Here is a 25,638-nt window from a genome sequence, read left to right on the forward strand (position 1 = left end):
GTGCTCAGACGCCGGCCATCAGGCCGGTGCCGGGATGGCAGTTGATGTAGTCGTAGTGCTGGTCCTGGGCGCGCAGCACGCTGACCTCGTGATAGCCCTTCCACTTCAGTTGGCCGCCCAGGGTCTGGACCATGCGCATGAAGGTGCCGAAGATCTCGATATGGGTCGGGTGCGACTCGGACCAGCGCTCCAGCGCGGACATCGAGCGCCAGTGGCTGACCGAGAAACGCTTCTCCATGGGCTGGCCATGGGCGTCGATATGCTGCACGTAGCGGTTGCTGTAGCAGCCCACCGGCAGGCCCTGGTCGCGCAGGAAGTCCATGCCGGCGCGCAGCACCGGTTCCATTTCACCGAGGTAGAGCTGGCGTTCCTGGCCCTCGGTTTCGCTCCAGTCCTGGCCGGAGCGGATCACCACCAGGTTTTCATGGCCGCTGACCCGGACCCGCTGCGTGCTGCGCTCGGCCTTGAGTTCACCGGACGCGGCCATGCCATCGGTCTGCGACAGCGGAACCCGGTCACGCATCGAACCCCAATAGCCGTGCTCCTGTATCTCGCCGCTGCGCTCGCCCATCGCCAGGCCGACGCCTTCCATGCCTTCGGGCATGGCGTAGAGGGTTTCGAAGCGCTCGACGCCGGGGCTGATGATTTCGCGGAAGAAGCCCAGGCCCTGATGCCCGGTCTCCTTGCCCGACCACCAGGCCTCGACGGTCTCGTCGCGCTGCCAGCGGGCGAAGGTGGCGGGGTTGTCCCAGTAGGCGATGACGAACAGGTTGTCGTAGCCGCTGGCATCCTGGTAATGGGCCATGTCGTGGTAACGCGGGCCGCCGCCGTGCTCCAGGCTCTGGACGATCTGGCGCAGGGCTGCGCAGGCGGCGCCGAGCTGGCTTTCGCCCTTGCTCTGCACGCCCAGGTAGGCCATCACGTAGCGGGTGATCGCCGGGTCTGCCCGGCCGACCCAGGCGGGGAAGGGCGGGGTGTAGTCGTCTTCGATGCGTCGCGCGCGCAGGCGCGGGCACAGCAGGTGCTTGTCGATTGCCGATTCCATGGGAGCCTCACAGGTGTTGTCGTTGTTGTTATGGATGGGCGCTAGAAGATGTGCGCGTAGCGCAGGTTCAGGCGGAAGTCCTCGCGCGGCCCGTTGTCCACGGCGAGGTCACGGCCCAGTTGCAACTGCAGCTGGTCCTTGGGCGTGAAGAAGTGGCTGGCGGTGAAGCGCAGGTTGGTGCTGCGCTGGCGGTCATCGCGGTCAACCCCGTCCACCCGGGTTTCGCCGCCCCACAGCTGGCCGATGCCCACGCCCAGGCTGGTGGCCGGCTCGGGCATGTAGCGGCCCATGATCTGGGCGCCGTAGGAGGTTTTCTGCTTCAGGGTGGCCGATGCGGGGCCGAAGTCGTCGTTGTCGCCATACCAGATGACATCGCCGATCAGGTCCATCGCCCATTTCTCGCCGAAGTGCTTGATATAGGCGCCCTGGAAATCCACCTTCCAGCGGTTCTCGCCAAGGTTCAGGGCATCGTCGCGGTCGTAGTTGCCGGTCGGCACGTACAGGTAGGCGTTGGCGCTGAGGGTGTCGCGGGCCTCGTTGAGCAGCAGCTTGATCGGCGCGGTGAGGATCAGGTCGCCGACCCCGCTGGCATCGCCGAGGGCCGAGGCATCGCCATTGCCGGAGACATGGCCGAAGGGCAGGAGGAACTGCGGATCGACGGTGATCCGTTCACTCAGTTGAAAGACGTGGAGCAGACGCAGGATGCCGATATCCGAGGTCAGATTGAAGTCGGAACTGGCCGACCGACCGTCGCTGCGCAGCGCGTCGGTAGTCGCATGCTGGTAGTAGAGCAGGCCGATGGTCGCGCCGCCGGGGAACTGCTCGTAGTCGCCGGGGGCGACTTCCGCCGCCAGGCTGGAGAACGATACGCCGATCAGGATCAGGCCGGCGATCACGCTGTGTTTCAGCTCGCAAAGCAAAGGTCTTGTTGTTTTCATGGGCTTGCCTTGGGTGGAGAGGGACGGGTGACCGGCCTGGTCGCTGACGCTCGACGTCCTCGCTGTCGTGGCTCAAGGATGAAACGCTGTGCCCACGGGTTCTTGGCTGAAAGGGAACCAGCATTTGCTCCGGACGGCCCTTGCGTCGGGACTGCTGGAATGCCTGCCGGGGCTGGTGTATGAATGGAAACCGGGCCCCAGAGGCCATGGATCCATCCTGAAAAGATCAATAACAGGGGTGCATCGCGATGATCGAACCACCACGGGCACAAGCGCCGGCCAACTGGGCGAGCGAACGGATCGAGCTGGCGACCCTTGGCCATTCCTTTCACGACCGCGTGGACTATTGGCGGGAGATGATCCTGCGCCTGTTCGCCGACGTTGAAATCGGCGCGCTGCCCGACCCGGCGTTCCATGGCCGGGTGCGTTCGCAGAAATGCGAGGCATTGCGGGTCAGCGAGGTCGGCGCCTCGGCCCAGGCGGTCAACCGGCGCCACCTGAACCCGCGCTGCCGCGAGGAAGACAAGTATTTTGCGGTGCTGATGCTCGATGGTCAGGAGTCCCTGGCCCAGGGGGACAACCGGGCACGGATCGGGCCGGGGGAGTTCGCCATCTACGACGCCACCCGGCCGCACCAGTTGAGCTTCGACGGTGACTGGCGGCAGATCATCATCAGCATCCCGCGCACCAGCCTGAATCAACTGGTGGTGGGCATGGAGTGCCGGACTGCGACCCGGGTCTCCCTCGACAACCCCAGCGGGCGGGTGTTGCGTGCTTTCCTCGAGACCCTGTGCGGGCAGGTCGGGCAGTTCAGCGCCCAGGAAATGGCGCGCCTGGCGGAGTCTGCCACCCAGTTGATCGCCCTGACCCTGGGCAACCTGCAGCCGCTGGATGGCGATCAGTCACGCTCGCAGATGCTGACCCTCACCCGGGTCAAGGTCTATATCAATGACAACCTGCGCGATCCCGCGCTGAGTGCCCGGCAGGTCGCCCAGGCCATGGGCCTGTCCACTCGCTATATCGCCAAGCTGTTCGAGCGCGAGGGCAGTTCGCTGATGCGCTATGTGTTGCGCCGACGCCTGGAGCGCTGTGCCGGGGAGCTGGAGAACCCGTTGCTGGCGGCCCAGCGAATTTCCGATGTGGCGTTTCGCTGGGGGTTCAATGACCTCTCGCATTTCAGCCGGGTGTTTCGCGAATGCCACGGGCAAAGCCCGAGGGAGTGGAAAGAGGAACGACTCTCGGCATTCGTACGCCTGTAGGAGCGTGGCTTGTCGGGCCGCCGAACCGCCGCGAAGGACCGCGCAGCGGTCCCAAATTTGTATTGTTGGCACTAATTTGGGACCGCTGCGCGGTCCTTCGCGGGCAAGCCACGCTCCTACTGGTCCAGTGTCGATACCCGTGCTTTGAACCCTCGTCACACCCGCTATGCCGCCATTCCACCTAATCCGCCGTATCCCGCTCGCTTAACGTAGTCAGCAGGGCCGCCCCCGAGTGCGACCCATGACAACAACAAGCGTGCAACCGAGGTACGAGCCGATGCGTGGTGAACGAGAAGAGAGCAACAACAGGCTGGGAACCGGCCTGAAAACCAGACAGGTGACGATGATCTCCATTGGCGGGGTGATCGGCGCCGGGCTGTTCGTGGGTTCGAGCAACGCCATCGCGGCGGCCGGGCCGGCGGTGCTGGTGGCGTACGTGATCGCCGCGGCGATCGTGGTGCTGGTGATGCAGATGCTCGGCGAGATGGCCACGGCGCGGCCGGACACCGGGTCGTTTTCCTCCTATGCCGACCAGGCCATCGGCCGTTGGGCCGGGTTTTCCATCGGCTGGCTGTACTGGTGGTTCTACGTGCTGGTGATCGCCATCGAGGCCATCGTCGCCGGCAATATCCTCGGTGACTGGCTGGGCCTGCCGCACTGGCTGACGGCCTTCGCCATCACCGGCGTGCTGATCTTCTGCAACAGCCTCAGCGTCGGCTCGTTCGGCACCCTGGAGTACTGGCTGTCGCTGTTCAAGGTGATGTCGATCGTCGGCTTTATCGTGCTCGGGGTGCTGGCCATTCTTGGCCTGATGCCCGGCTCGTCCACCAGCGGCATCAGCAACCTGTGGGCCAACGGCGGCTTCGCGCCCAAGGGCAACGTGGCCATCGTCGCCGCCTTGCTCACGGCGATGTTCAGCTTCCAGGGCAGCGAGGTGGTGACCATCGCCGCGGCCGAATCCCGCGACCCGAAAGCCAATATCAAGAAGGCCATCCGCGCCGTGGTCTGGCGCCTGGGCCTGTTCTACCTCGGCTCGATGTTCGTGGTGGTGTGCCTGATCCCGTGGAATGCCCCGGGCCTGGCCCAGGGGTCGTACCAGGCGGTGCTGATGGCGATGAACATCCCCTGGGCCCCGGGGATCATGAGCATCGTGGTGCTGGTGGCGGTGACCAGTTGCCTGAACTCGGCGATCTACACCGCCTCGCGCATGGCCTGGTCGCTGGCCCGGCGTGGTGACGCGCCGCAGGCGGTGTCGCGGACCACGGCCAAGGGCGTGCCGCTGCTGGCAGTGGCGCTGACCTCGGTCGCCGCACTGATCGCCCTGGCGGCCAACTACCTGCTGCCGGCCCAGGTGTTCCAGTTCCTCCTCGCCACCAGCGGCGCCCTGGCCCTGCTGATGTACCTGGTGATCGCCGTGACCCAGCTGTGCATGCGCCGAAAATTGCTGGCCATGGGCAAGACCCTGGAAGTGCGCATGTGGCTGTTCCCCTGGCTGACCCTGCTGACCATCGCCTTCATCGTCGCGGTGTTCGCGGTGATGGCGGCGTTCCCCGGGCAACGAGCGGAGCTGCTCAGCACCCTGGGCCTGACCGCCATCCTGGTCAGCATCGGCGTGTATCTGCAGAAGAGCCAGCCGGCCCTGTCCGCGCAGCGTAGTGCCTGGCAGCCCGAAGCCCCGGCAGCCGCCTGACAGCCATGACCGCAGGTCACAGCAGCTATGCCGGTGACCTGCTTTTTCCCGCTGACACGCGGTTCTAACCTGACGTCAATCCGGCCCATCGCAGGCCGGCCATTCGAAACCTGATGTGGAAATCCCAATGAGCGTAGTGCGCAAACCCGATGAACTGGCCATCCCCTACCAACTGCCGCAGGTGCCGTTCATGTCCCCGGACATGGTCCACCCGGGCGTGCTCGGCAAGTGGCTCGAAGACGACCAGCTGTGGGTCCCGGTGACCGCCTCGGTCTCCTTCAAACCGCTGCTGCTGAGCGTGTCCGGCGGCTACTACATCAACCTGCTGCGGGTTCGCCAGAGCGGCGTGCTGTCCCGTCACCGCCATACCGGCAGCGTCCATGCCCTGGTACTCAAGGGCCGCTGGTTCTACCTGGAGCACGACTGGATCGCCGAGGAAGGTTCCTTCGCCTTCGAGCCGCCGGGAGAGACCCACACACTTTTCGTTCCGGAGGATGTCGAAGAGATGATCACCTGGTTCCACGTCCAGGGCGGCTATACCTATGTCGATCCGCAAGGCGTCGCCGTGGGCTACGAGGACGTGTTCACCAAGCTGGAAACCGCCCGGGCGCACTACAAGTCCCTCGGTTTGCCTGACGAGTACATCGAGCAGTTCATCCGCTGACCGCGCCGGTCAGGTCGGGTTCCGGAGGCAGGACATGGACCATTATTCGCAACTGCTGGCCTTTCTCGGCGCTGCCGAGCATGGCAACTTCTCCGCCGCGGCGCGGGCTTGCGGGCTGACGCCGTCGGCCATCAGCAAGCTGATCTCGCGGCTGGAGGATCGCCTGCAGGTGCGCCTGTTCCAGCGCGGCACCCGCAGCCTGACCCTGACCGAGGAGGGCGCCGCCTACCTGGTCAGCGCCCGTGCGGTGAGCAACGCGATGGCCGAGGCCGACTCCCTGGCCGAGGCCTTTCCGACCCGGGTCAGCGGCACCCTGCGCGTGCACACCATGACCACCTTCGCCAAGCACCAGATCATTCCCTGGTTGCCGGAGTTTCTCGCCGCCTACCCGGGGCTGACCGTGGATATCCAGGTCGGCGCGCAGTTCAGCGACCAGTTCGACCAGGGCCTCGACGTGGCGATCCACAGCGGCGTCCTGCCGGACTCCACGCGCATCGCGCGCAAGGTCGGGCAGAGCCGCTGGATCGTCTGCGCCTCGCCGGAGTATCTCGCCAGGCACGGCACGCCGGAACACCCGGCGCAGTTGCTGGAGCACACCTGCTTCTCCTTCGGCTTCAACAGCGTGTGGAACACCTGGGGCTTCGTGGTCGACGGTGAAAGCGTCACCGTGCCCATCGTGCCCCGGGCCACCTTCGGCCAGGGCGACATGCTGCGTGACCTGGCGCTGAGTGGCGCCGGCATCGTGCGCCTGGCCGGCTTCCATATCGGCCAGGACCTGCAGGACGGCCGTCTGGTGCCGCTGCTGGAAGATTACGCCCAGGACAGCACCGAACCGATCTACCTGATCTACACCAATCGCAAGCACCTCAGCCCGAGGATCCGGGTATTCCGCGACTTCCTTGAACAGAAGCTCGCGGTCAGCCCGTGGAATGCCCGCTGAGGCACAACTTTTCCAAGAGGTAACCATGCCCAATCTCGTAGGCGATGTGTCCAGCGCCGCCCGCATTCTCCCGGCGCTCGACGGCCAGACCCTGTTTATCCGCAATGGCAAGGGCCCGTACCTGTGGGACGACCAGGGCCGGCGCTATATCGACACGGCCCTTGGTTTTGGCGCCGTGCTGCTCGGTCATGCCAATGATGCGGTCAACGGTCGGGTTGCCGAGGCCCTGGCCGACTCCGCTTCGCCGTCCTGGGCCCATGTTCGCGAGCATGATGCGGCCAGTGCGCTGGCGGCGCATACCGGGGCGCTGAGCAAGGTGATCTTCACCAACTCCGGCAGTGAAGCCGTGCATCTGGCGTGTCGGGCGGCCCGGGCTTATACCGGGCGCGGGCGGATTGCCAAGATGGCGGCCGGGTTCGATGGCTGGTTCGATGATGTGAGCTTTGGCAACGTCGGTTCCGCCGAGGCCAATTTTGCCGATGGCCAGCGTCCGCTGACGCCACGCACCACACTGCTGCGTTTCAACGACTTCGCGGATGTCGAGCGGCTGTTCGCCGAGGACCGTGACATCGCGGCGGTGATCCTTGAACCCATGCTCGCCAACGCCGGTTGCATCATGGCCGCACCGGGGTATCTGCAACACGTTCAAGAGGTGGCACGGCGGCACGGGGCGCTGGTGATCAGCGATGAAGTGCTGATGGGCTTCAGGCTGCATGCCGGGCTGGCGAGTGAACTGGCCGGGTTGGACCCGGATATCGCCAGTATCGGCAAGGCGATCGGCAATGGCGTGCCGGTGTCGGCCATTGTCGGCAAGCCGCAGGTGCTGGCCGGGTTCGAAGAGGGCAAGGTGCTGCGCGGCGGGACGTTCAGTGGCAATCCCCTGGCCTGTGCGGCCGTGCTGGGTACCCTGGAGCAACTGGACCGGGCCGACTATGGCGCCGTGATCGAACGCGGTGAACGGCTGCGCCGGGACGTGCAGGCGATCTTCGCGGCGCGGGGGATCACGGTGAGTACCAGTGGCTACGGCAATGTGTTCGGCATCTGGCCGTCGCAGCGGGCGCCGGAGGGTTATGCCGAGGCGCTGGAATTTGGCGATGCGGCGTTCAGTCGGGAGCTGCACCTGGCGCTGCGGGCGGTCGGGGTGCTGGTGATGCCGTCGCAGTATGGGCGAATCTACCTGTCGTTCGAGCATGACGATGAGGTCGTGGAGGCGATGAGGGCGGCGTTCGAGGTAGCGGCGGGGCAGTTGGCGCCTCGCTTTGCGAGCCGGGACTAAGTTGCCGGCTGGCATTGCTTTGCGCGGTGCCATGCGAGCTAATGGCGGTTTCGTGCAACAGTGGAACCGCCATGTTCTCTTCCGAACGGCTCAAGGGTATCGATGTGTTCGTCGCGGTCGCCGACTTGGGCAGCTTCACCGCGGCAGCGCTGCGCCTGAACCTCACCAGCTCCGCCGTCAGCAAAAGCGTGGCCCGCCTGGAAAACCGCCTGGGTACCCGGCTGTTCAGCCGCACCACCCGCAGCCTGGCCCTGACCGAGGCCGGGGTGACCTTCTATCGCACCTGCACCTCGGTGCTGGCTGACCTGGAAGAGGTCGAGCAGGCCATCGTCGCCAAGGGCAACGAGCCCCAGGGCCGGGTGCGTATCGAACTTCCTGCCTCCTTCGGTCGCCTGCATGTGCTGCCGCTGATCATGGATTTCCTGCGTCTTCATCCCTTGCTGCAGCCGCATATTTCCTTCTCCGACCGCTTTATCGACCCGGTCTACGAGGGGATCGATATCGTCGTGCGCATCGGCGGGCCGGATACCTGGCCGGCCGCCCTCGGGCATCGCTACTTCGGCGCCCAGCGCCAGATCTTCTGTGCCGCTCCCGAGTACCTGGCGCGTTACGGCGTACCGCTTGCCGAGGAGGACCTGGAGCACCATCACTGCGTGGTCTACGGGCACAGCGACGGGCGGGTCACTCCCTGGCACTTCAAGGGCCGCCAGCCCGGCGAGATGGAGCGCCGCACGATGCCGGCGCGTATCGCGGTGGGGGATGGCGAGGGCGAGGTGGCAGCCGTGCTGGCCGGGCATGGCATCGGCCAGTTGCCGACCTGGCTGACCCAGCAGCATATCGATGCCGGGACCCTGGTCGAGGTGTTGCCGGAGCTGGCCACGGACGGCTTGCCGATGCACCTGGTGTGGCTCAGAAGCCGGGAGAATCTGCCGAAGGTCCGGGCATTGCTGGACTACCTGCTGCCCCGGCTGGCCGCGCACGGTAGCACGGCACTGGCCTGATCAGGGCTGCGGCGCCAGCTTGCGCAGCGGCACGATCACCAGCAAGGCGAGCACTGCCACCAGAGCGGCCACGTAGCCGACGGACTCGACCCCAAGGCTCGGGATGGTCAGCCCGCCGACCACTGCGCCAATGCCGATGCCGGCATTCGCCGCCGAGACGTTGGTGCTGCCGGCCAGCGCCTGGGAGTGCGTCACCGAGCCCATCACCCGCACCTGGCTGATCGGGTACAGCGCCGTATTGGCGATGCCCCAGAGCCCGAGCGCCAGGCAGAACAGTACCCCGGCCTGGGCCAGCGGCACGATGGCCGCCATGCCGATCGCCAGCAGCAACAGGAACAGCGCCGTGGCCTTGATCGGCGAGCGATCGACCGCCTTGCCGCCGATCCAGTTGCCCAGCAGGCCGACGGCGCCGAAGCCCATCAGCCACCAGCCGACCTGGGTGGCCGGTACGCCCGCGACCCGTTCGAGGATATCGGCCAGGTAGGTGTAGCCGATGAACATGGCGCTGAACACCAGCACCGAGAGCAGCACGTTGCCGAGGAACCAGGACTCCTTGAAGATCCGCGCCTGCTGCATGAAATCGACCTTCGCGGTGCGTGCCACCCTGGGCATGTACAGTATCATCGCCAGTGCCATCAGCAGCGACAGCCCCGCCAGCAGCCAGAACGCACCGCGCCAGCCGATGGCGCTGGCGGCCACGGTCCCCAGTGGAATGCCCAGCAGCATGGCCGCCGAGATCCCCAGGTAGACCTTGGAGATGGCCTGGCCCGCCTTCAATGGCCCGGCCAGTTGCCCGGCGGTTTCACTGGCGGTACCCCAGAACACTGGCAGCGCCAGGGCCGGGATGATTCGCGCGATGGCCAGTATCAGGAAGCTGTCCGAGGCGGCCGCCAGGGCATTGGACGCGGCGAAGATCAGCAGGATGGCGACGAACAGATGCTTGCGGTCCAGGTGGGACAGGGCGGCGGTCAGCGGCGGGCCGAAGATCATCACCGTGAAGGCGAAGAGGGTGACCAGTTGCCCGGCCAGGGAAATCGAAATGTCCAGGTCCCGCGCCAGGGCGGGCAGCAGGCCGACGATCAGGAATTCGGTGGTGACGATCAGGAAGGCCGAGAAGGCGAGGATGGCGATGCTGATTGCGGTGTTGCGGGCGGATGCCAGGTGAGGGACGGGTTGGTGTGCGGACATGAACGAGGAAGCTCCAAGAAACAGGGGGCTAGTCTATTTATTATTGGGCTTCCTATTTTTGGCGGTTTTTCTCTTGTTTGAGGAAATGGATTCATTAATTCATGCGTGGAGTTCACCCCCGATTGCTATGGTGAAGTCACTACCGCAATCGCTGGCAAGCCAGCTCCCACAGGGTCCTCTCCCAGACACCAATCCCAGACACGACGCAATAACTGTGGGAGCTGGCTTGCCAGCGATTGCGGTGGTGGGTTCACTGCCGTCATCGCGGGTGAACCCACACAGTGACCGCATCGTGCCCGGTATTGGTGGCTTGCAGAAGATGGATTGTGGGATGGGCCGCTCAACAGTTCAGCAAACCCGTGGCATTGGTTTCAAGACAAGAGACTCGGTACGCTACTGGCAATGTGCCGCAAGGAAGCCACTCATGCCTCGTCATCACCGGTTCTACACCCTGGCCGCCTGCCTGCTGTCGCAGGCTTGCGTCGCCAGCCCGCTTCAGATCGATCCACGTGGCGACAGCCTTTATCAGCAGGCTATCCCTTATCTGCAACAAGCCGATAGCAAGTTCGAAGCGGTCACGGCCATCACACCAGAGACCAGCGAAGCGGAAGAACAGCGTTCCCTGGGCCTTGCTGCGGAAGGTGGCGCGCTGCTCAAACCAGCGGTGCAGTTGCTTGAGCAGGCAGCTGCTCTTGGTCACCCTGTTGCTCAATATCGTTTGGGCTTGATCCGGGTGATGCTGCTGGCGCCGAGCGAAGTGATCGAAGAGAAAGCCTGCCCCCTGTTCGAACAGAGCCTGGCTCAAGGCTTTGCGCCGCCGGCAGTGGTGATTTCAACGTGGTGCCTGGCCCATGCCAAAACGCCGCTTTATCAGGCGCAGCTACAGGCTGTCGAGGCCGCTATGCCGGGTTACGAGCAGTATTTCCCACAGCCTGGCGTGTGGCTGGAGTGCAAGCCTGGGCAGCCAGTGGGTATGGCCTTGCAGTGGGGCAGCAGTCGTGACTACCAGGCGGAAGTCTATCGGCTGCTGGGGGACTGGAATCGAGCGCAGCGTTCGGCGTTCTATCAGAAAGCGGTCGATCTCAATGACTGCGCCAAGGCCAGGAAACGCTTGCGGCCGTAGGGTAATTGTCATGGACACGCCGCACCCGACTCCTTAAGGTGGCGGCCGAAATGGCGTGATGCGCCAGCAGGCTGAGTAGAACTCCATGAATCGTCAAAAGAAATTGCAGCAACTGTTCAAGGCCAAGGCCAAGAAGGCCAGTGCCAAGCTGGCGCCGAAGAACCGCAATACCTATGTTTCCAAGGCGGACCGGCTGAAGCTGGCGGCCGAGGCCGGCGACGGCGCGAGTGCCGTACCTGAAAGCCAACCCGATTCAACGACTACGGTTATTAATTGATCTGATAATCGTTACCATTTACGATGCGGCCCTCGTACTGGAGGGCCCCCCGTGATCAACGACGAACTGACCCAGGTCTACACCGAGCACAACGGCTGGTTCAAGCAGTGGTTGTACCGTCGCATCGGCTGCTCCGCCCAGGCTGCCGACCTGGCCCAGGACACCTTCCTGCGCATCCTCCAGGCACAACGGAAAGCCGGCACCAGCCTCGCCCTGCAACGCCCCCGGGCTTACCTGACCACCGTCGGCCGGCGCCTGGTCTACGATCATTTCCGCCGCCAGTCCCTTGAACGCGCCTACCTGGACCTGCTCGCGCAACTGCCCGAGTTGTTCGTGGTGTCCGAGGAAGAACTGGCCTGCATGCGCGAAACCCTGCAGCAACTGGACGCCTTGCTCGACGGCCTGAAACCGGTCGTGCGTTCGGTATTCCTGATGGTCCAGCTGGAGGGCGCGACCTATGTGCAGGTGGCCGAGCGGCTGGGCATCGGCGAGCGTACGGTGAAGCGCCATATGGCCCGGGCACTGGAAGCCTGCATCCTGTTCGAGGATGACTTCCTGTGAGCCAGGCGCAGGCCCGGATAACCCCCGAGGTCGCTCGCCAGGCCGCCCACTGGCAGATGCTGATGCTCGACGAGCAGGTCAGCCCGGCGCAGCAGGCGGCCTGCGCGCGCTGGCGGGCGGCGGCGGCGGAGCACGAACAGGCGTGGCAGAAGGCCGAGCGGGTCCAGGCACGCCTGGGCCTGCTGCCGCAACGGCTGGCCATGGGCACGCTCAACCGCGAGCGGCGCCAGGCGCTCAAGCAACTGCTGGTGCTGGCGATCCTCGCACCTGTCGGCTATACCGGCTACTGCCAGCTCATGCCGCAGGAGCGCTACGCCACCGCCGTTGGCGAGCGCCGCCGCCTGACCCTGGCGGACGGCACGGTGCTGGACCTGAACACCGATAGCGCCGTCGAGGTCGAGTTCGACGAAGCCCAGCGCCTGGTGATTCTCAAGCGCGGCGAGATCCTCGTGGACAGCGGCGCCGACCCGCAAAGCGCGCATCACCGCCCACTGCGGGTCGCCAGCGGGGAAGGCCTGATGGAGGCGCTCGGCACCCGCTTCCTGGTGCGTCAGCGCGACGCCAGCACGCAACTGAGCGTGTTCCAGGGCGCAGTGCGGGTCAGCCCGCTGAGCGGTCCGCAGCAGACCCTCGCCGCCGGCCAGCAGTTGACCTTCAGCGCGCGAGGGCAGGGGACCGTTGGTCCGGCACGCGAGCAGGACAGCCAGTGGACCCGCGGCCAGTTGATCGTCGAGGAAATGCCCCTGGCCGAGTTCCTTGGCGAACTGGGCCGTTATCGCAACGGCTGGCTGAGGTGCCAGCCCGAGGTTTCCCGCCTGTTGATCAGCGGCGCGTTCCAGCTCGACAACACCGAGCGGATTCTTGCCGCATTGCCGGCCACGCTGGCGGTCCAGGTCGAGTACCGCACCCGCTACTGGGTCACCGTCACGGCGCTTTGAAAAAAGTTGGCCCGTTTTTCCAGCTCGTCAGTCCTTGTGTATGGAACTGCCAACAACATAGGGACCCTCACTTCATGATTCGCTCTTCTTCACCCCGCAACCCCGGCTATCGCCACCTGCTGGCCTTGAGCGCGCTGACCCTCGCCCTGCAGGGCGCGAGCCTGTCCGCCCTGGCCGCGCCGGCGCAGGCGCCGCAGGCCTACAGCATTGCCTCCGGCAGCCTGGCCCAGGTGCTGGCGCGTTTTGCCAGCGAAGGCGGGGTCACCCTGCAATACACCCCGGCGCTGGTCCGCGATCTGTCCAGCCCCGGCCTGCAGGGCAACTACGGGATCGAAGAAGGCTTCTTCAAATTGCTCGCCGGGACCGGCCTGCAGGCCGTGCGTCGTGGGGACGACGTCTACGGCCTGGAACCACTGCCGGCTTCGGGCTCCCTGGACCTGGCGCCCTTGAGCATTACCGGCGTGCATGTCGACGCGACCACCGAAGACTCGGGCAGCTATACCTCCAATGCGGTCACCATCGGCAAGTCCACCCATCGCCTCAAGGACATCCCGCAGTCGGTCAGCGTGGTGACGCGCAAGGCCATGGACGACCAGCGCCTGGACACCCTCGACGACGTGCTGGAAAAGACCACCGGGGTCACCACCTTCCAGAGCCCGTCCGGGGGCAAGTACATCTATTCCCGCGGCTTCGAGGTGGAAACCATCCAGTACGACGGCGTGCCGCTGGACCGTCGCTACTACGCGATCGGCAGCAGCTTCACCTCGGACACCCTGTTGTACGACCGTGTGGAAATCCTGCGCGGCGCCAACGGCCTGCTGCAGGGCAGCGGCAACCCCGGGGCGGCGATCAACCTGGTGCGCAAGCGGCCCAAGGCCGAGGCGGCGCTGTCCGTCACCGCCAGCGCCGGCTCCTGGGACAGCTACCGGCAAACCATCGATGCCAGCGCGCCACTGACTGCCGATGGCGCCCTGCGCGGGCGCATGGTCGCCGCCCATGAAGACCAGGACTATTTCTACGACACCGCCGAAAGCCGCAAGAACGTGCTCTACGGCATCCTCGAATATGACCTGGGCGACAGCACCACGGTGGCGGCCGGCGCCAGTGTCGAAGACCTGCACGCCGTGCCGTTCTTCAGTGGCCTGCCGCGCAACAAGGATGGCAGCGCGGTGAACGCCGGGCGCTCGACCTTTACCGGCGCCGACTGGAACAAGTGGAACAACAAGCAGACCACTTACTTTGCCGATATCACCCATGACTTCAACGACGACTGGCGGTTGAAGGCGTCGGGCAGCTACCTGCGCGAGACCAACTACATTCTCTACAGCTTCGGCCGCGGCTCGGTCGATCCGGCTACCGGCGATGGCATGCGTTCCCGGGCCTATCTGTACGACTTCGAGAACGTCAACAAGGGCGCCGATATCAACCTCACCGGCAAATGGCGGGCCTTCGACCTGGAGCATGAAGTGGTGGTCGGGGCCAATGCCAGCGACCTGAAGACCGATGACCTGCAGGGCGGTCTGCTCAACCTGGGCTCGATCAATATCTACGACCCGGTCTCGCCGCAGCGCCCGACCATGGAGCAACTGCTGGGCACCACCTATGCCGGTACTTCCCAGGGCAAGATCAGCCAGAACGGGATCTATGGCGTGGTCCGCTACAAGCTGGCGGAGCCGCTGACCCTGGTGCTGGGCGGGCGCAGCAGCAACTACAAGTACGACTATGAGCTGCACCGCTTCAACGCGGCCTCCCCGGACCCGGCCCGCTCCCGGGAAAGCGGCGAATTCACGCCCTACGGCGGCTTGATCTACGCGCTCAACGAGCAATGGTCCACCTACGTCAGCTATGCCGATATCTTCAAGCCGCAGACCGAGCTGACCGCACAGAGCACCACGCTCGAACCGCTGACGGGCTCCAACTACGAGCTCGGCTTGAAGGGCGAGCTGCTCGATGGCCGGGTCAACACCAGCTTTGCGCTGTTCCGCGTCGACCAGGAAAACCGCGCGCAGCTGACCAACAACCCGCTCTGCAACAACGACTGCTATGTCGCCGGCGGCAAGGTGCGCGCCCAGGGCTTCGACGCCGAGATCAGCGGCGAGGTACTGGCGGGGCTGCAGTTGTTCGCCGGGTATACCTACACCAGCACCGAGTACCTCAACGATCCGAAGGATGATGTCTCGACGGCGGGTGGCACGTTCAACAGCTATACCCCGCGTCACTTGCTGCGCTTCTGGGCCGACTACAACCTGCCGGGCCAACTGGAGCAATGGACGGTCGGTGGCGGCGCGAATATCCAGAGCAGGAACTACCACGCCAACTTCGGTGGCACGGATGGGGTCGGGGATATCGAGCAGGCGGGGTATGCGATCTGGAATGCGCGGGTGGCGTACCGGATCAACAAGAACTTCAGCGTGGCGCTCAATGGCAACAACCTGTTCGACAAGAAGTACTTCTCGACGATCGGCTGGTTGTATGCGGCGAACCATTACGGGGATCCGCGCAACTACACGGTGACGTTGCGGGCTGATTTCTGATCGACCTGGCTCGGACCCTGTGGGAGCGGGCTCACCCGCGATGAGGGCCGTGAATTCACCACCGCAATCGCTGCGGTTCGGCGGTCCGACAAGCCAGCTCCCACAGGGTTCCTGCCAGCCATCAATCCCGGGTACGACGCGGTCACTGTGGGAGCGGGGTCACCCGCGATGAGGGCAGTGAATTCACCACCGTAATCGCTGCGGTTCGGCGGTCCGACAAGCCAGCTCCCACAGGGTTCCTGCCAGCCATCAATCCCGGGCATGGCGCGGTCACTGTGGGAGCTGGCTTGCCAGCGATAGGAATGGTGGGTTCACCGACGTAATCGCGGGTGAACCCGCTCCCAAAAGGTCCGCGTTATGTTTTGGCGAGCCCGTTCGGCACACCCATTTGCGTGGTAGCTGCCTGCGTGAGTAGAATGCAAATTATTATCAATCATGTATTCTCCCGGGACGCCGATGCGCAGCGACGATTCATTAGCTACTGCCGATCCAGAGCTGCTCTATCGCACCCATCACTCCTGGCTGCGCGGCTGGCTGAGCCGGCGGGTCGGCTGCCATGAACACGCCGCCGACCTGGCCCAGGACACCTTCGTGCGCCTGCTCAAGTCCCGCCAGGCAAGCCCCCTGCGCGAACCCCGTGCCTACCTCAGCAGCATCGCCCGCGGGCTGATGATCGACCAGTTCCGCCGTCGCGAGCTGGAGCGTGCCTACCTGCAAAGCATCGAGGCATTGCCCGCGCAAGAGGTGCCCAGCGAAGAAGACCGGCTGCTGATCCTCGATGCACTCGAACGCATCGACCGCATGCTCGACCGCCTCAAGCCACGGGCCCGGCAGGCGTTCCTGCTGGCTCACCTCGATGGCTTGAGCTGTCCGCAGATCGCCGCGAAGCTGGAGGTTTCCCGCGCCACCGTGGAACGCGACCTGGCCCTGGCCTTGCAACATTGCTATAGGTTGCGCTATGTCGAAGCCTGAGCCGCAGGTGCTGGATCCGGCCGTTGTCGACCAGGCGATCGATTGGCTGGTGCGCTTGCGCTTCAACCAGGCCGATGAGCGCTCACAGCGCAACTTCGAGCACTGGCTGCAACAGCGCCCGGAGCACGCCCTGGCCTGGCAGCGGGTGGCGGGGCTGGGCGATGAGCTGGCCGGAATTCCCCCGCAACTGGCCCGGCAGACCCTCGCCGGTGCCAGCAAGGGCATGCGCCGACGGCAAAGCCTCAAGCTGCTGGGCCTGTTCTCTGCAGTCGGCACGGCCGCCTGGCTTGCCCGCGACTACACGCCACTGCCGACGCTGTTTGCCCAGCAGCGCAGCGACACTGGCGAACGGCGCGACTTCCAGCTCGACGATGGCAGCCTGGTCCAGCTCAACAGCGACAGCGCCGTGGACAGCCACTTCGACCCGCAACGGCGCCTGATCACCCTGCTGCGCGGGGAGATCATCGTGAACGTCGGCGCGGACGAGCATGCATCGCAACCACGACCGTTCTGGGTCAAGACCCGCGACGGACTGGTGCGCTCCCACAGTCCGCGTTTCCTGGTGCGCGAGCAGGAGGACGGGACCTTGCTGGCGGTGCAGGGCGGTACGGTGGAAGTGTTTACCGGCTCTGTCCAGCCCCTGGGCGAGAGTGACAGCGGTGCAGTCCAGGCCGCGAACCAGCTGTTCTTCACCGCCCAGGGGCCCCGTGAGGTCAAGGACAACGGCCTGGATGTCTGGGGCTGGGGCGACGGAGTGATCACCGCCCACGACATGCGCCTGGGTGATTTCACCGCCGAGCTGTCGCGCTATCGCCCGGGCGTCCTGCGCTGCGCCCCGGAGGTGGCCGATCGGCGGGTATCCGGCACCTTCCAGTTGGCCGACAACGACCAGGTCCTGGCGCTGGTCGCCAAGTCGCTGCGTCTGCGGGTCGACTACCGGACCCGCTACTGGGTGACCCTGACCGCCGCCAGTTGAAGCCTCCGAAAAATAAATGAGGTGGTTTCGCATTCTCGCTCGACCTGTAAGGAAGGCCGCAGTACAGGCCAGTTTGCCGACACCCTTCCACGGAGCGAGATAATGAGTTCTTCCCCGGTCCCACAGCGCCATCCCCTGAGCCGTGCCTTGCAGGGCGCGATCCTTGGCTTGATCGTCAGCAGCCATGCCCTGCCGACGCTGGCGCAAACCGCGAGCGCTGCACCTGGCAGCCTGGTCCAGCACTGGAGCATCGCCGCCGGTCCACTGGCACCTGCACTTGACCGCTTCGCACGGGAGGCGGGCATCAGCCTGTCTTTCGACGCCGCGAGCGTCGCCAATCGCATGACCCAGGGCGTGAACGGCAACTTCGATACCGCCGCCGCGTTGTCCTCGTTGTTGCAGGGCAGTGGCTTGCAGATCGAGCAGCAGGGGCCCGGCGCCTACCTGCTGGTCGCCCAGCCGGCGGCGGCCGGCCCGGTGGAGCTGGACGCCACGTCCATCGATGACTACCGACTGGCGCCGGTGATCATCAATTCCAAGGTCAAGGTCAGTGCCGACGACGACGCCAACTCGGTGGTCGCCCAGGAGCTCTGGGTCGGCGGCAAGGTGGCGACCAGCATTCTCAACACGCCCGCTTCGGTATCGGTGGTGACCGGCAAGGAAATGGAGCAACGCAGCGTCAGCACCACGGAAGAAGCGCTGCAGTACACCCCGGGTGTGGTCAGCGACTACTACGGCTCGGACGACCGCAACGACTACTTCCAGATCCGCGGCTTCCAGGCCACCACTTACCGTGACGGCCTGACCCTGAGTTCGATGCGCGGTGTGCGCGAAGATCCGTTCGCCTATGAACGCATCGAGATCATCCGCGGCGCCAACTCCACGCTGTTCGGCCCGGCGGACCCGGGTGGCTCGGTGAACTTCGTCAGCAAGCAGCCGCGCTTCGAGGCGTCGGGCCAGGGCTACGTGACCTATGGCTCGTTCAACCATATCGAGAGCGGCATCGATGTGACCGATGCGCTGAACGACGACAAGACCCTGGCCGGCCGCTTTGTCGCCAAAGGGCAGAACAGCGACCGCGAATACGATCACTCCCAGGACGACAACCGCCTGGTCATGGGCGGCCTGACCTGGGCGCCGAGCGACTACACTTCGGCCACCGTGATCCTCGATCACCTGAAGACCGAAAGCACGCCCAACAACGGCGGCTCGCCGCTGGACAAGGAATACGATCGCAGCGATTTCTTCGGCGAGCCGGGCTACAACTTCCACGATGTCGAGCGCACCAGCCTCAGCGGCAACATCACCCACGACTTCGACAACGGTTTCGTGCTGCGCAGCAATATGCGCTACAGCAAGCTGAGCGATGACTATGGCTACGTGTACCTGAGCGACAACGCCTCGCGTGTTGGTACTACCATTCCCCGCTACCTGCTGGGCACGGACAGCGACGCCACCCAGTTCAACGGCAACCTGATGCTGCAATACGATGCCCGCTTCGAGAACATCGACAGCAGCAGCCTGGTGGGCGTGGAATACCTCGACTCCTCGACCAAGGACAGCTCGGTGTACGACCTGGTGTCCTCGATCGACATCGCCAACCCGGTGTTCACCGGTGTTCCGGCAACGCTGACGCCGTACACCGCGAAAAAGAACGAGGCCAGGACCAAGGCCGTGTTCCTCCAGCAGAACCTGTCGTTCTACGAGCGTTTCATTGTCACTGCCGGCGTGCGCAACGACTCCATGGACCTGTCCAGCAAGGGTTACAACCAGTTCTCCAGCCCGGTGCAGTTCGACGACAAGGACAACTTCTCGGAAACCTCCTACCGCGGGGCATTGACCTACATCGTCAACGACGAGGTATCCAGCTATGTCAGCATGGTGGAATCGGTTTCGCCGCCTCAGGTGGGCGTCACGCCGCAGACCGGCCGGCAGTACGAGGTGGGCGTGAAATACTCGCCAATGGGCATGAACGCGCTGTTCTCGGCGGCCGTGTACGACCTGACCCAGGAAAACGTCACCATCGCCGTGGTGTTGCCGAGCGGCATCATCGAGCAGCAGACCGTGGGCGAATCGCGGGTCCGCGGCCTGGACCTGGAAGGCAAGGCACAGGTCACGCAGAACCTCAGCCTGGTAGGCGGCTACTCGTACATGCAGTCCGATGTGCTGCGCGGTTCGCTGAGAGACGGCAGCTCGCTCAAGGGCAATGAGTTCACCACCGCACCGCGGCATTCCGCTTCGCTGTGGAGCTACTACGACGTGCCGGGTACCGACGTGAGCGTTGGCCTGGGCGCGCGTTATGTCGGCGCCTACTACCTGGATGCCGCCAACACCCGCAAGACCGATGGCACCACGTTGTTCGATGCCGCCTTCAACTACAAGATCGCCAAGGGTACCGAACTGGCCCTGAACGTCAGCAACCTGCTGGACGAGCAGCATGTCGTGGGGTCGGGTACGGCGAACTACTACAACCCGGGGCGGGAAGTGACGGCGAAGTTGAGTTACAACTGGTAAGGGCGAACGGCCTGCGCGAGGGGCACCTGAAGGTGCCCCTCGCGCAGGCATCATTGGGTGTGGTCAATGGCCACGGCAGGTGCCGATTGACCAGGGCGCCACTCCCAGGCTGGCCAGGATAACGTCTGGCATCACGACGCCCGAAACCGCCGGGTCGCCGACGGCAATTCCCCATACCGCCGCTTGTACTCCTGGGCAAACCGCCCCAGATGCGCAAATCCCCATTTGAACGCCACATCCGTCACCGACGCCTGCTCGTTGCGTGTCAGTTCCTCGTGCACCTGCTCCAGGCGTAGCTCGCGCATATAGGCCATCGGGCTGCTATTGCGGAAGCTGCGGAACCCGGCGAACAAGGTGCGCACGCTGACCCCGGCCTGCTCTGCCAGTGACTCGACGCTCAGCGGCTCATGCAGATGCTCGCGGATATAGGCCTCGGTGCGCTTGATGAAGTAGGGCGAGATGTTCTTCTCCGCCGGCCGCTCCAGATTGCCCAGCGCACTGTGGGGCTGCCCGTAGAGCAGGGAATTGAGCAGCGCCGATTCGAACTGCTTGAGCACCAGCGGCTGGTGCAGCGGGTGCTCGGGGCTGCCGATGGCATTGGCCAGGGTATTGAGCAACTGCAGGAAATACGCCGCCCCAGGCCGCGAGAAGTCCAGGCGCGGGTCGAATTGCGGCAGGCGCTGGCTGGCCTGGGGGATGTGCTGGCGGCAGTGGTAGGCCATGTCGGCCTGCTCGATGCGCAAGGTCAGTTGCGGCGCATGCCCCTGCCAACGCATCTGCGCCGGCAGGGTCGGCGACAGCAGCGAGGCGACCAGCGGCGAGGATTCGAACTCCTGCCCCTCGCAGCGGATCAGCGCACCGCCCTGGATCGGAATCTGGATCAGGTAGAAGTCTTCCAGGCGTCCCGGATCGATATCCACTTCCGTGGCGTATTCCAGGCGACTCAGGGCCAGGCCGCCACGGGCGACATGGTGCATGCAGGCGCCAACCGTCTCGGTACTGCGTACTGCCGACAGCTCATGGGGCTTGAAGATACGCCCGACACTGCTGCGCACGCTGTCCAGGTCGTAATGCAGGAACAACTGGTTCTGTTCAGTGAAAAGCTGCAGATCACTGAAGCATTCACCGCTCGCAAGGCTTGCTTCGTTGGAGATCATTGTCACCTCTCGTTACACAGGCAACCACGGCTGCACGCTTTCGGGCGTCGGCCCCTGCAGTTACCGGATGGTCGTTGCAGTGTCCGGATAATGCCCGGGCGGCAGTGTGATCCTTGGTGCCGATCACCGTCGGCTTGCCTATCTCTCAGCAAGGAACAGACCAACCTGTAGGTTGGTCGTCGCCGGTGGGCGAGGTGAGGGAAGAGGGGGGAGGCAGATTCATTTTCCAAAGGTCAACACGGACCCTGTGGGAGCTGGCTTGCCAGCGATGAGGCCGGCTTGGGCAATGATGTTGCCAGATCGGGCCAAATCGCTGGCAAGCCAGCTCCCACAAGTTTTTCTACACCTCTACCGTCACCGGCGAGGCCGATAACGCCACCCCAAGCAACGCTTTGGCAATCCTCATTTCCAGGAGGATGTTGCTCAGTTCCGCTTCATTACGGGGAGTGGGCGTGTCAGGCAACGAGCCTGCACCATGGATGGCTTTATTGAGGTGCTCGGCAGCCCGGGCGATGGCTTCTTCGTGATAAAGGCCAGGGCCGACGCAGAGGACGGGAGGTGGATCAGGGACGAGCTTTTTCATGGCAATGTGCTGATCGGATCGCCACGATTCCGCTGCTATGCGAAGGGGTGGCGACTGTACGTGAGTTAGCAGACCGGGACACATAGGAAAACCCGGTGCACCCGAAGGTGCCCACACGCACAGCCGCCATGACAGGTTGCTGGGAGCGTTATATGTGGTTTCCGGACTGCTAATCCGTGTCATCGATTTTGCGACGACCGACGCAGACTAGGCACCGTTTCCACTAGACGCAACCCGCTGGAGGGGCTGGGGAGTATGCTTGGGAAATTGCCTACAAGAAAGTCGGAAATCGGGGAGGTTTTACCCTCAAATGCAACATCGTTTGGCAGCGTTGCCGAGCATCAGGTTGCATGACTTAAGGCATCCCGTTGCGCAGTACCTCGATCAACTCCAGACAACGCTGCAACTCCGCCCCCGCATCACCCTTGCGCCGACTCAGAATGATCGGACTCACCGCATCCCGGTCGCTCACCCCGGTGTACTCCAGATCCGCCCGATGCTGCTGGCGCACCGAAGCCGGGGCGAGGGTAACCCCCAGCCCGGCCGCCACCAGCCCCAGCGCCGTCTGCAATTCATTGCTCCACTGCCCGACCTTGACGCTCAAACCATGGTGGGCAAACAGCGCCAGTACATGGTCGGCATAGCTGGGCCGGGGCGTGGCGGGGTAGAGCACGAAGGGCTCGCCGGCCAGTTGCGCCAGGCTCGGCGTGGTCCCGCACAGCGCATGCCCGCGCGGCAGCACCGCCACCAGCGGATCCTCGTACAGCACCCGTTGCTCGATGGCCGGGTCGTCGATGCGGATCCGCCCGAAGCCGATATCGATACGCCCGGCCTTGAGCGCCTCGACCTGTTGCACCGTGGTCATCTCCACCAGGTCCAGTTGCAGCTCGGCATCGCTGCGCAGTTCCCGGGTCAGTTCCGGCAGCAGTCCATACAGGGTCGACGGCGCAAAACCGATCCCCAGCCAGTGCCGCTGCCCCTGGCCGATGCGCCGGGTGGTGGCGCCGATCTGTTCCAGTTGCTGGAGCAGGGTGCCGGTCTGTTCATAGAAGTAGCGTCCGGCCTCGGTCAGGCGCAATGGCCGCCCGCGCTCCACCAGCAGGGTGCCGAGTTCTTCCTCCAGCTGGCTGATCTGCCGGCTCAACGGCGGCTGGGCCATATGCAGGCGTTCGGCGGCGCGGGTGAAGTTCAGGGTTTCGGCGAGCGCCTTGAAGTAACGCAGGTGGCGAAGCTCCATCAGACTTCCTGGGTATGGTGGCAGAGGTATTCGATATTGGATTGCCAGCCGCCAACAGGCAATCCTTTGCTCATCCAACGAACAACAACGGCGGCGCAGGGGCGTCGCCGGCCACAAGGTGTCCCGGCATATGAGCAATGCACTGATCGAACAGGTCCAGGCGATCATCGTCGACCTGCCCACCATCCGCCCGCACAAGCTGGCAATGCACACCATGCAGCAGCAGACCCTGGTGATCCTGCGCCTGCGCTGCAGCGACGGCGTCGAGGGGATCGGCGAGGCCACCACCATCGGCGGGCTGTCCTACGGCTATGAGAGCCCGGAAAGCATCAAGGCCAATATCGATGCGCACCTGGCCCCGGCCCTGGTCGGCATGGCCGCCGACAATATCAACGCCGCCATGCTCAAACTGGACAAGATCGCCAAGGGCAACACCTTCGCCAAGTCCGGCCTGGAAAGCGCCTTGCTCGATGCCCAGGGCAAGCGCCTCGGCCTGCCGGTCAGCGAGCTGCTCGGCGGGCGCGTGCGCGACAGCCTGGAAGTGGCCTGGACCCTGGCCAGCGGCGACACCGCCCGGGATATCGCCGAGGCCGAGCAGATGCTGGAACTGCGTCGCCACCGCATCTTCAAGCTGAAGATCGGCGCCAACCCGCTGGAGCAGGACCTCAAGCACGTGGTGGCGATCAAAAAGGCCCTGGGCGACTACGCCAGCGTGCGCGTCGACGTCAACCAGTACTGGGACGAATCCCAGGCCATCCGGGGCTGCCAGGTGCTGGGCGACAACGGTATCGACCTGATCGAACAGCCGATCTCCCGGGTCAACCGCTCCGGCCAGGTGCGCCTGAACCAGCGCAGCCCGGCGCCGATCATGGCCGACGAATCCATCGAAAGCGTCGAGGACGCCTTCAGCCTGGCCGCCGATGGCGCCGCCAGCATTTTCGCCCTGAAGATCGCCAAGAACGGCGGCCCCCGTGCCGTGCTGCGCACCGCGCAGATCGCCGAGGCGGCGGGGATCGCCCTGTATGGCGGGACCATGCTCGAAGGCTCGGTCGGCACCCTGGCCTCGGCCCATGCCTTCCTCACCCTGCGCCAGCTGACCTGGGGCACCGAACTGTTCGGGCCGCTGCTGCTGACCGAGGAAATCGTCCGCGAAGCGCCGGTCTACCGCGACTTCCAGCTGCATGTCCCGAACACCCCCGGCCTCGGCCTGACCCTCGACGACGCGCAACTGTCGCGCTTCGCCCGCCGTTAAGAAGGAAACGACCATGCTGTTCCACGTGAAGATGACGGTAAAACTGCCGATCGATATGGACCCGGCCAAGGCCAACCAGCTCAAGGCCGACGAAAAGGCCCTGGCCCAGAACCTCCAGCGCGAGGGTACCTGGCGCCACCTGTGGCGCATTGCCGGGCACTACGCCAACTACAGCGTGTTCGACGTGCCCAGCGTCGAGGACCTGCACAACCTGCTGATGCAGTTGCCGCTGTTCCCCTACATGGATATCGAGATCGACGGCCTGTGCCGGCACCCGTCGTCGATCCACGAGGATGACCGTTGAGGGCCTGAAGCCCGGCCAGGGCGGCACCCCGCGCCTCCGGTTGTTTGTCGCCGGTGAATTGTGCCCGCCCTTGCCTTTGCGTACTGTGATGCCAGAGAGCGCCCCCGCAGGAATGCCTGGAGGAGGAGCGCCATGACAATAAATAAAAAAACCGAGTGCCTTGCCGATGGATAGCCTGCTGAGTGACCGCAGTAGCGTGTTTCGCCATGCCGACCCCTATGCCGTGTCCGACTACGTCAACCGTCACGTCGGCCAGCATTGCATAGGCCTTTCCCGCAGCACCCACCCCCTGGCCAGCCTCAACCACCGCAAGTTCGCCGACCTCGACCTGTGCCGTATCAGCTATGGCGGCAGCGTGCGCGTGACCTCGCCGGCGCTGGAGACCATCTACCACCTGCAGGTGCTGCTCAGCGGCAACTGCCTGTGGCGCGGGCACCAGCGCGAGCATCACCTGGTGCCGGGGGAGCTGCTGCTGATCAACCCGGACGACCCGGTGGACCTGACCTACTCGGAAGACTGCGAGAAATTCATCCTGAAAGTGCCGGTCAAGGTGCTCGAGTCGGTGTGCGACGAGCACCGCTGGCAGCGACCGGACAGCGGCGTGCGCTTTTTGCGCAACCATTACCGGCTGGATGAGCTGGAGGGCTTTTCCAGTTTGCTGGCGATGGTCTGCATGGAAGCCGAGGCCAGTGACCCGTTGCTGCGGGTGCAGAGCCACTACAGCCAGATCGTCGGCAGCAAGCTGCTGTCGTTGCTGACCACCAATATCCGCCGTGAAAGCCTGGGCGCATCGGCGGCCAGTTTCGAGCGGATCCTCGACTACATCGAGCGCAACCTGAAGCAGGAACTGTCCAGCGAGCACCTGGCGGAGCAGGCGCGGATGAGCGTGCGGTCGTTGTATGCGCTGTTCGAGCGGCAACTGGGCATCACCCCGAAGCAGTACATCCGCCAGCGCAAGCTGGAATGCATCCAGGCCTGCCTGAGTGATCCGGATTGCCTGGTGCGCAGTTTGACCGAGCTGGCGATGGACTATGGCTTCCTGCATCTGGGGCGGTTCTCCGAAAGCTATCGCCTGCAGTTTGGCGAGCTGCCTTCCGATACTCTCAAGCGCCGGCCATAAAACCAGACAGCACTGCGGACCCTGTGGGAGCTGGCTTGCCAGCGATGGCGGTGGTGAATTCACTATCGCTATCGCTGGCAAGCCAGCTC

23 protein-coding genes are annotated in these 25,638 nt (G+C 64.6%); 17 read left to right on the forward strand and 6 right to left on the reverse strand.

Annotated features, from left to right (window positions below; translation table 11 throughout):
* Positions 1–4: 4 nt before the first annotated feature.
* A complete protein-coding gene (locus AC2CQI_RS02025; RefSeq protein ID WP_484578971.1) occupies positions 5–1,045 on the reverse strand; it encodes a phenylacetaldoxime dehydratase family protein in 1,041 nt (346 codons plus the stop codon).
* A 41-nt stretch (positions 1,046–1,086) separates the two neighbouring features.
* Positions 1,087–1,983, reverse strand: a complete 897-nt coding sequence (locus AC2CQI_RS02030) for a transporter (protein ID WP_484578972.1) — start codon at positions 1,981–1,983, stop codon at positions 1,087–1,089.
* Between the two features lie 248 nt (positions 1,984–2,231).
* Between AC2CQI_RS02030 and AC2CQI_RS02035 the strand changes: the two genes are divergently transcribed.
* The 6 genes from AC2CQI_RS02035 to AC2CQI_RS02060 all read left to right on the forward strand — a co-directional run bounded on the left by AC2CQI_RS02035 (position 2,232) and on the right by AC2CQI_RS02060 (position 8,813).
* Entirely contained in the window at positions 2,232–3,242 is a 1,011-nt protein-coding gene (locus tag AC2CQI_RS02035) for an AraC-like ligand-binding domain-containing protein (protein ID WP_484578973.1), read from the forward strand.
* A gap of 277 nt (positions 3,243–3,519) precedes the next feature.
* Complete coding sequence (locus AC2CQI_RS02040; protein WP_484578974.1) at positions 3,520–4,932, forward strand: amino acid permease; 1,413 nt, start codon at positions 3,520–3,522, stop codon at positions 4,930–4,932.
* 127 nt (positions 4,933–5,059) lie between these two features.
* On the forward strand, positions 5,060–5,596 hold the full coding sequence (locus AC2CQI_RS02045) for a 2,4'-dihydroxyacetophenone dioxygenase family protein (protein ID WP_484578975.1): 537 nt from the start codon (positions 5,060–5,062) through the stop codon (positions 5,594–5,596).
* A 34-nt stretch (positions 5,597–5,630) separates the two neighbouring features.
* Positions 5,631–6,536: a LysR family transcriptional regulator gene (locus AC2CQI_RS02050; RefSeq protein WP_075805421.1), complete on the forward strand. Its 906-nt coding sequence runs from the start codon at positions 5,631–5,633 to the stop codon at positions 6,534–6,536.
* 25 nt (positions 6,537–6,561) lie between these two features.
* Positions 6,562–7,812, forward strand: a complete 1,251-nt coding sequence (locus AC2CQI_RS02055; protein WP_484578976.1) for an aspartate aminotransferase family protein — start codon at positions 6,562–6,564, stop codon at positions 7,810–7,812.
* A gap of 71 nt (positions 7,813–7,883) precedes the next feature.
* Complete coding sequence (locus AC2CQI_RS02060; protein WP_075805423.1) at positions 7,884–8,813, forward strand: LysR family transcriptional regulator; 930 nt, start codon at positions 7,884–7,886, stop codon at positions 8,811–8,813.
* On the opposite strand, the gene AC2CQI_RS02065 is transcribed toward AC2CQI_RS02060, so the two are convergent.
* A complete protein-coding gene (locus AC2CQI_RS02065; protein WP_484578977.1) occupies positions 8,814–10,001 on the reverse strand; it encodes an MFS transporter in 1,188 nt (395 codons plus the stop codon).
* On the opposite strand from AC2CQI_RS02065, the gene AC2CQI_RS02070 reads away from it, so the two are divergent.
* From AC2CQI_RS02070 to AC2CQI_RS02105, 8 genes are all read left to right on the forward strand, one after another.
* Positions 10,000–11,124, forward strand: a complete 1,125-nt coding sequence (locus AC2CQI_RS02070; protein ID WP_484578978.1) for a hypothetical protein — start codon at positions 10,000–10,002, stop codon at positions 11,122–11,124. The two genes, AC2CQI_RS02065 and AC2CQI_RS02070, sit on opposite strands and share 2 nt — an antisense overlap.
* 85 nt (positions 11,125–11,209) lie before the next feature.
* Complete coding sequence (locus AC2CQI_RS02075) at positions 11,210–11,401, forward strand: DUF2986 domain-containing protein (RefSeq protein WP_075805427.1); 192 nt, start codon at positions 11,210–11,212, stop codon at positions 11,399–11,401.
* 51 nt (positions 11,402–11,452) lie between these two features.
* Positions 11,453–11,962: a sigma-70 family RNA polymerase sigma factor gene (locus AC2CQI_RS02080; RefSeq protein WP_484578979.1), complete on the forward strand. Its 510-nt coding sequence runs from the start codon at positions 11,453–11,455 to the stop codon at positions 11,960–11,962.
* Complete coding sequence (locus AC2CQI_RS02085; protein ID WP_484578980.1) at positions 11,959–12,900, forward strand: FecR domain-containing protein; 942 nt, start codon at positions 11,959–11,961, stop codon at positions 12,898–12,900. The genes AC2CQI_RS02080 and AC2CQI_RS02085 overlap by 4 nt, the downstream gene beginning before the upstream one ends.
* Positions 12,901–12,974: 74 nt before the next feature.
* Positions 12,975–15,434, forward strand: a complete 2,460-nt coding sequence (locus tag AC2CQI_RS02090) for a TonB-dependent siderophore receptor (RefSeq protein ID WP_484578981.1) — start codon at positions 12,975–12,977, stop codon at positions 15,432–15,434.
* A gap of 456 nt (positions 15,435–15,890) precedes the next feature.
* Complete coding sequence (locus tag AC2CQI_RS02095) at positions 15,891–16,406, forward strand: sigma-70 family RNA polymerase sigma factor (protein ID WP_075805431.1); 516 nt, start codon at positions 15,891–15,893, stop codon at positions 16,404–16,406.
* On the forward strand, positions 16,393–17,382 hold the full coding sequence (locus AC2CQI_RS02100) for a FecR domain-containing protein (RefSeq protein WP_075805432.1): 990 nt from the start codon (positions 16,393–16,395) through the stop codon (positions 17,380–17,382). The genes AC2CQI_RS02095 and AC2CQI_RS02100 overlap by 14 nt, the downstream gene beginning before the upstream one ends.
* 102 nt (positions 17,383–17,484) lie before the next feature.
* A complete protein-coding gene (locus AC2CQI_RS02105; RefSeq protein ID WP_484578982.1) occupies positions 17,485–19,896 on the forward strand; it encodes a TonB-dependent siderophore receptor in 2,412 nt (803 codons plus the stop codon).
* Between the two features lie 131 nt (positions 19,897–20,027).
* On the opposite strand, the gene AC2CQI_RS02110 is transcribed toward AC2CQI_RS02105, so the two are convergent.
* The 3 genes from AC2CQI_RS02110 to AC2CQI_RS02120 form a co-directional block, all read right to left on the reverse strand.
* Entirely contained in the window at positions 20,028–21,053 is a 1,026-nt protein-coding gene (locus tag AC2CQI_RS02110; protein WP_075805434.1) for an AraC family transcriptional regulator, read from the reverse strand.
* Between the two features lie 340 nt (positions 21,054–21,393).
* Positions 21,394–21,636 (reverse strand): hypothetical protein, encoded by a 243-nt coding sequence (locus tag AC2CQI_RS02115; RefSeq protein WP_075805435.1) that lies wholly within the window; start codon positions 21,634–21,636, stop codon positions 21,394–21,396.
* 355 nt (positions 21,637–21,991) lie between these two features.
* On the reverse strand, positions 21,992–22,873 hold the full coding sequence (locus tag AC2CQI_RS02120; RefSeq protein ID WP_484578983.1) for a LysR family transcriptional regulator: 882 nt from the start codon (positions 22,871–22,873) through the stop codon (positions 21,992–21,994).
* A gap of 130 nt (positions 22,874–23,003) precedes the next feature.
* On the opposite strand from AC2CQI_RS02120, the gene AC2CQI_RS02125 reads away from it, so the two are divergent.
* From AC2CQI_RS02125 to AC2CQI_RS02135, 3 genes are all read left to right on the forward strand, one after another.
* Positions 23,004–24,125, forward strand: coding sequence for a muconate cycloisomerase family protein (locus AC2CQI_RS02125; protein ID WP_484578984.1), 1,122 nt, complete (start codon positions 23,004–23,006; stop codon positions 24,123–24,125).
* 13 nt (positions 24,126–24,138) lie between these two features.
* Positions 24,139–24,429, forward strand: a complete 291-nt coding sequence (catC, locus tag AC2CQI_RS02130) for a muconolactone Delta-isomerase (protein ID WP_484578985.1) — start codon at positions 24,139–24,141, stop codon at positions 24,427–24,429.
* 166 nt (positions 24,430–24,595) lie between these two features.
* Complete coding sequence (locus AC2CQI_RS02135) at positions 24,596–25,549, forward strand: AraC family transcriptional regulator (RefSeq protein ID WP_484578986.1); 954 nt, start codon at positions 24,596–24,598, stop codon at positions 25,547–25,549.
* Positions 25,550–25,638 lie beyond the last annotated feature (89 nt).

The sequence above is a fragment of the Pseudomonas sp. P2S-1 genome (genome assembly GCF_057197725.1).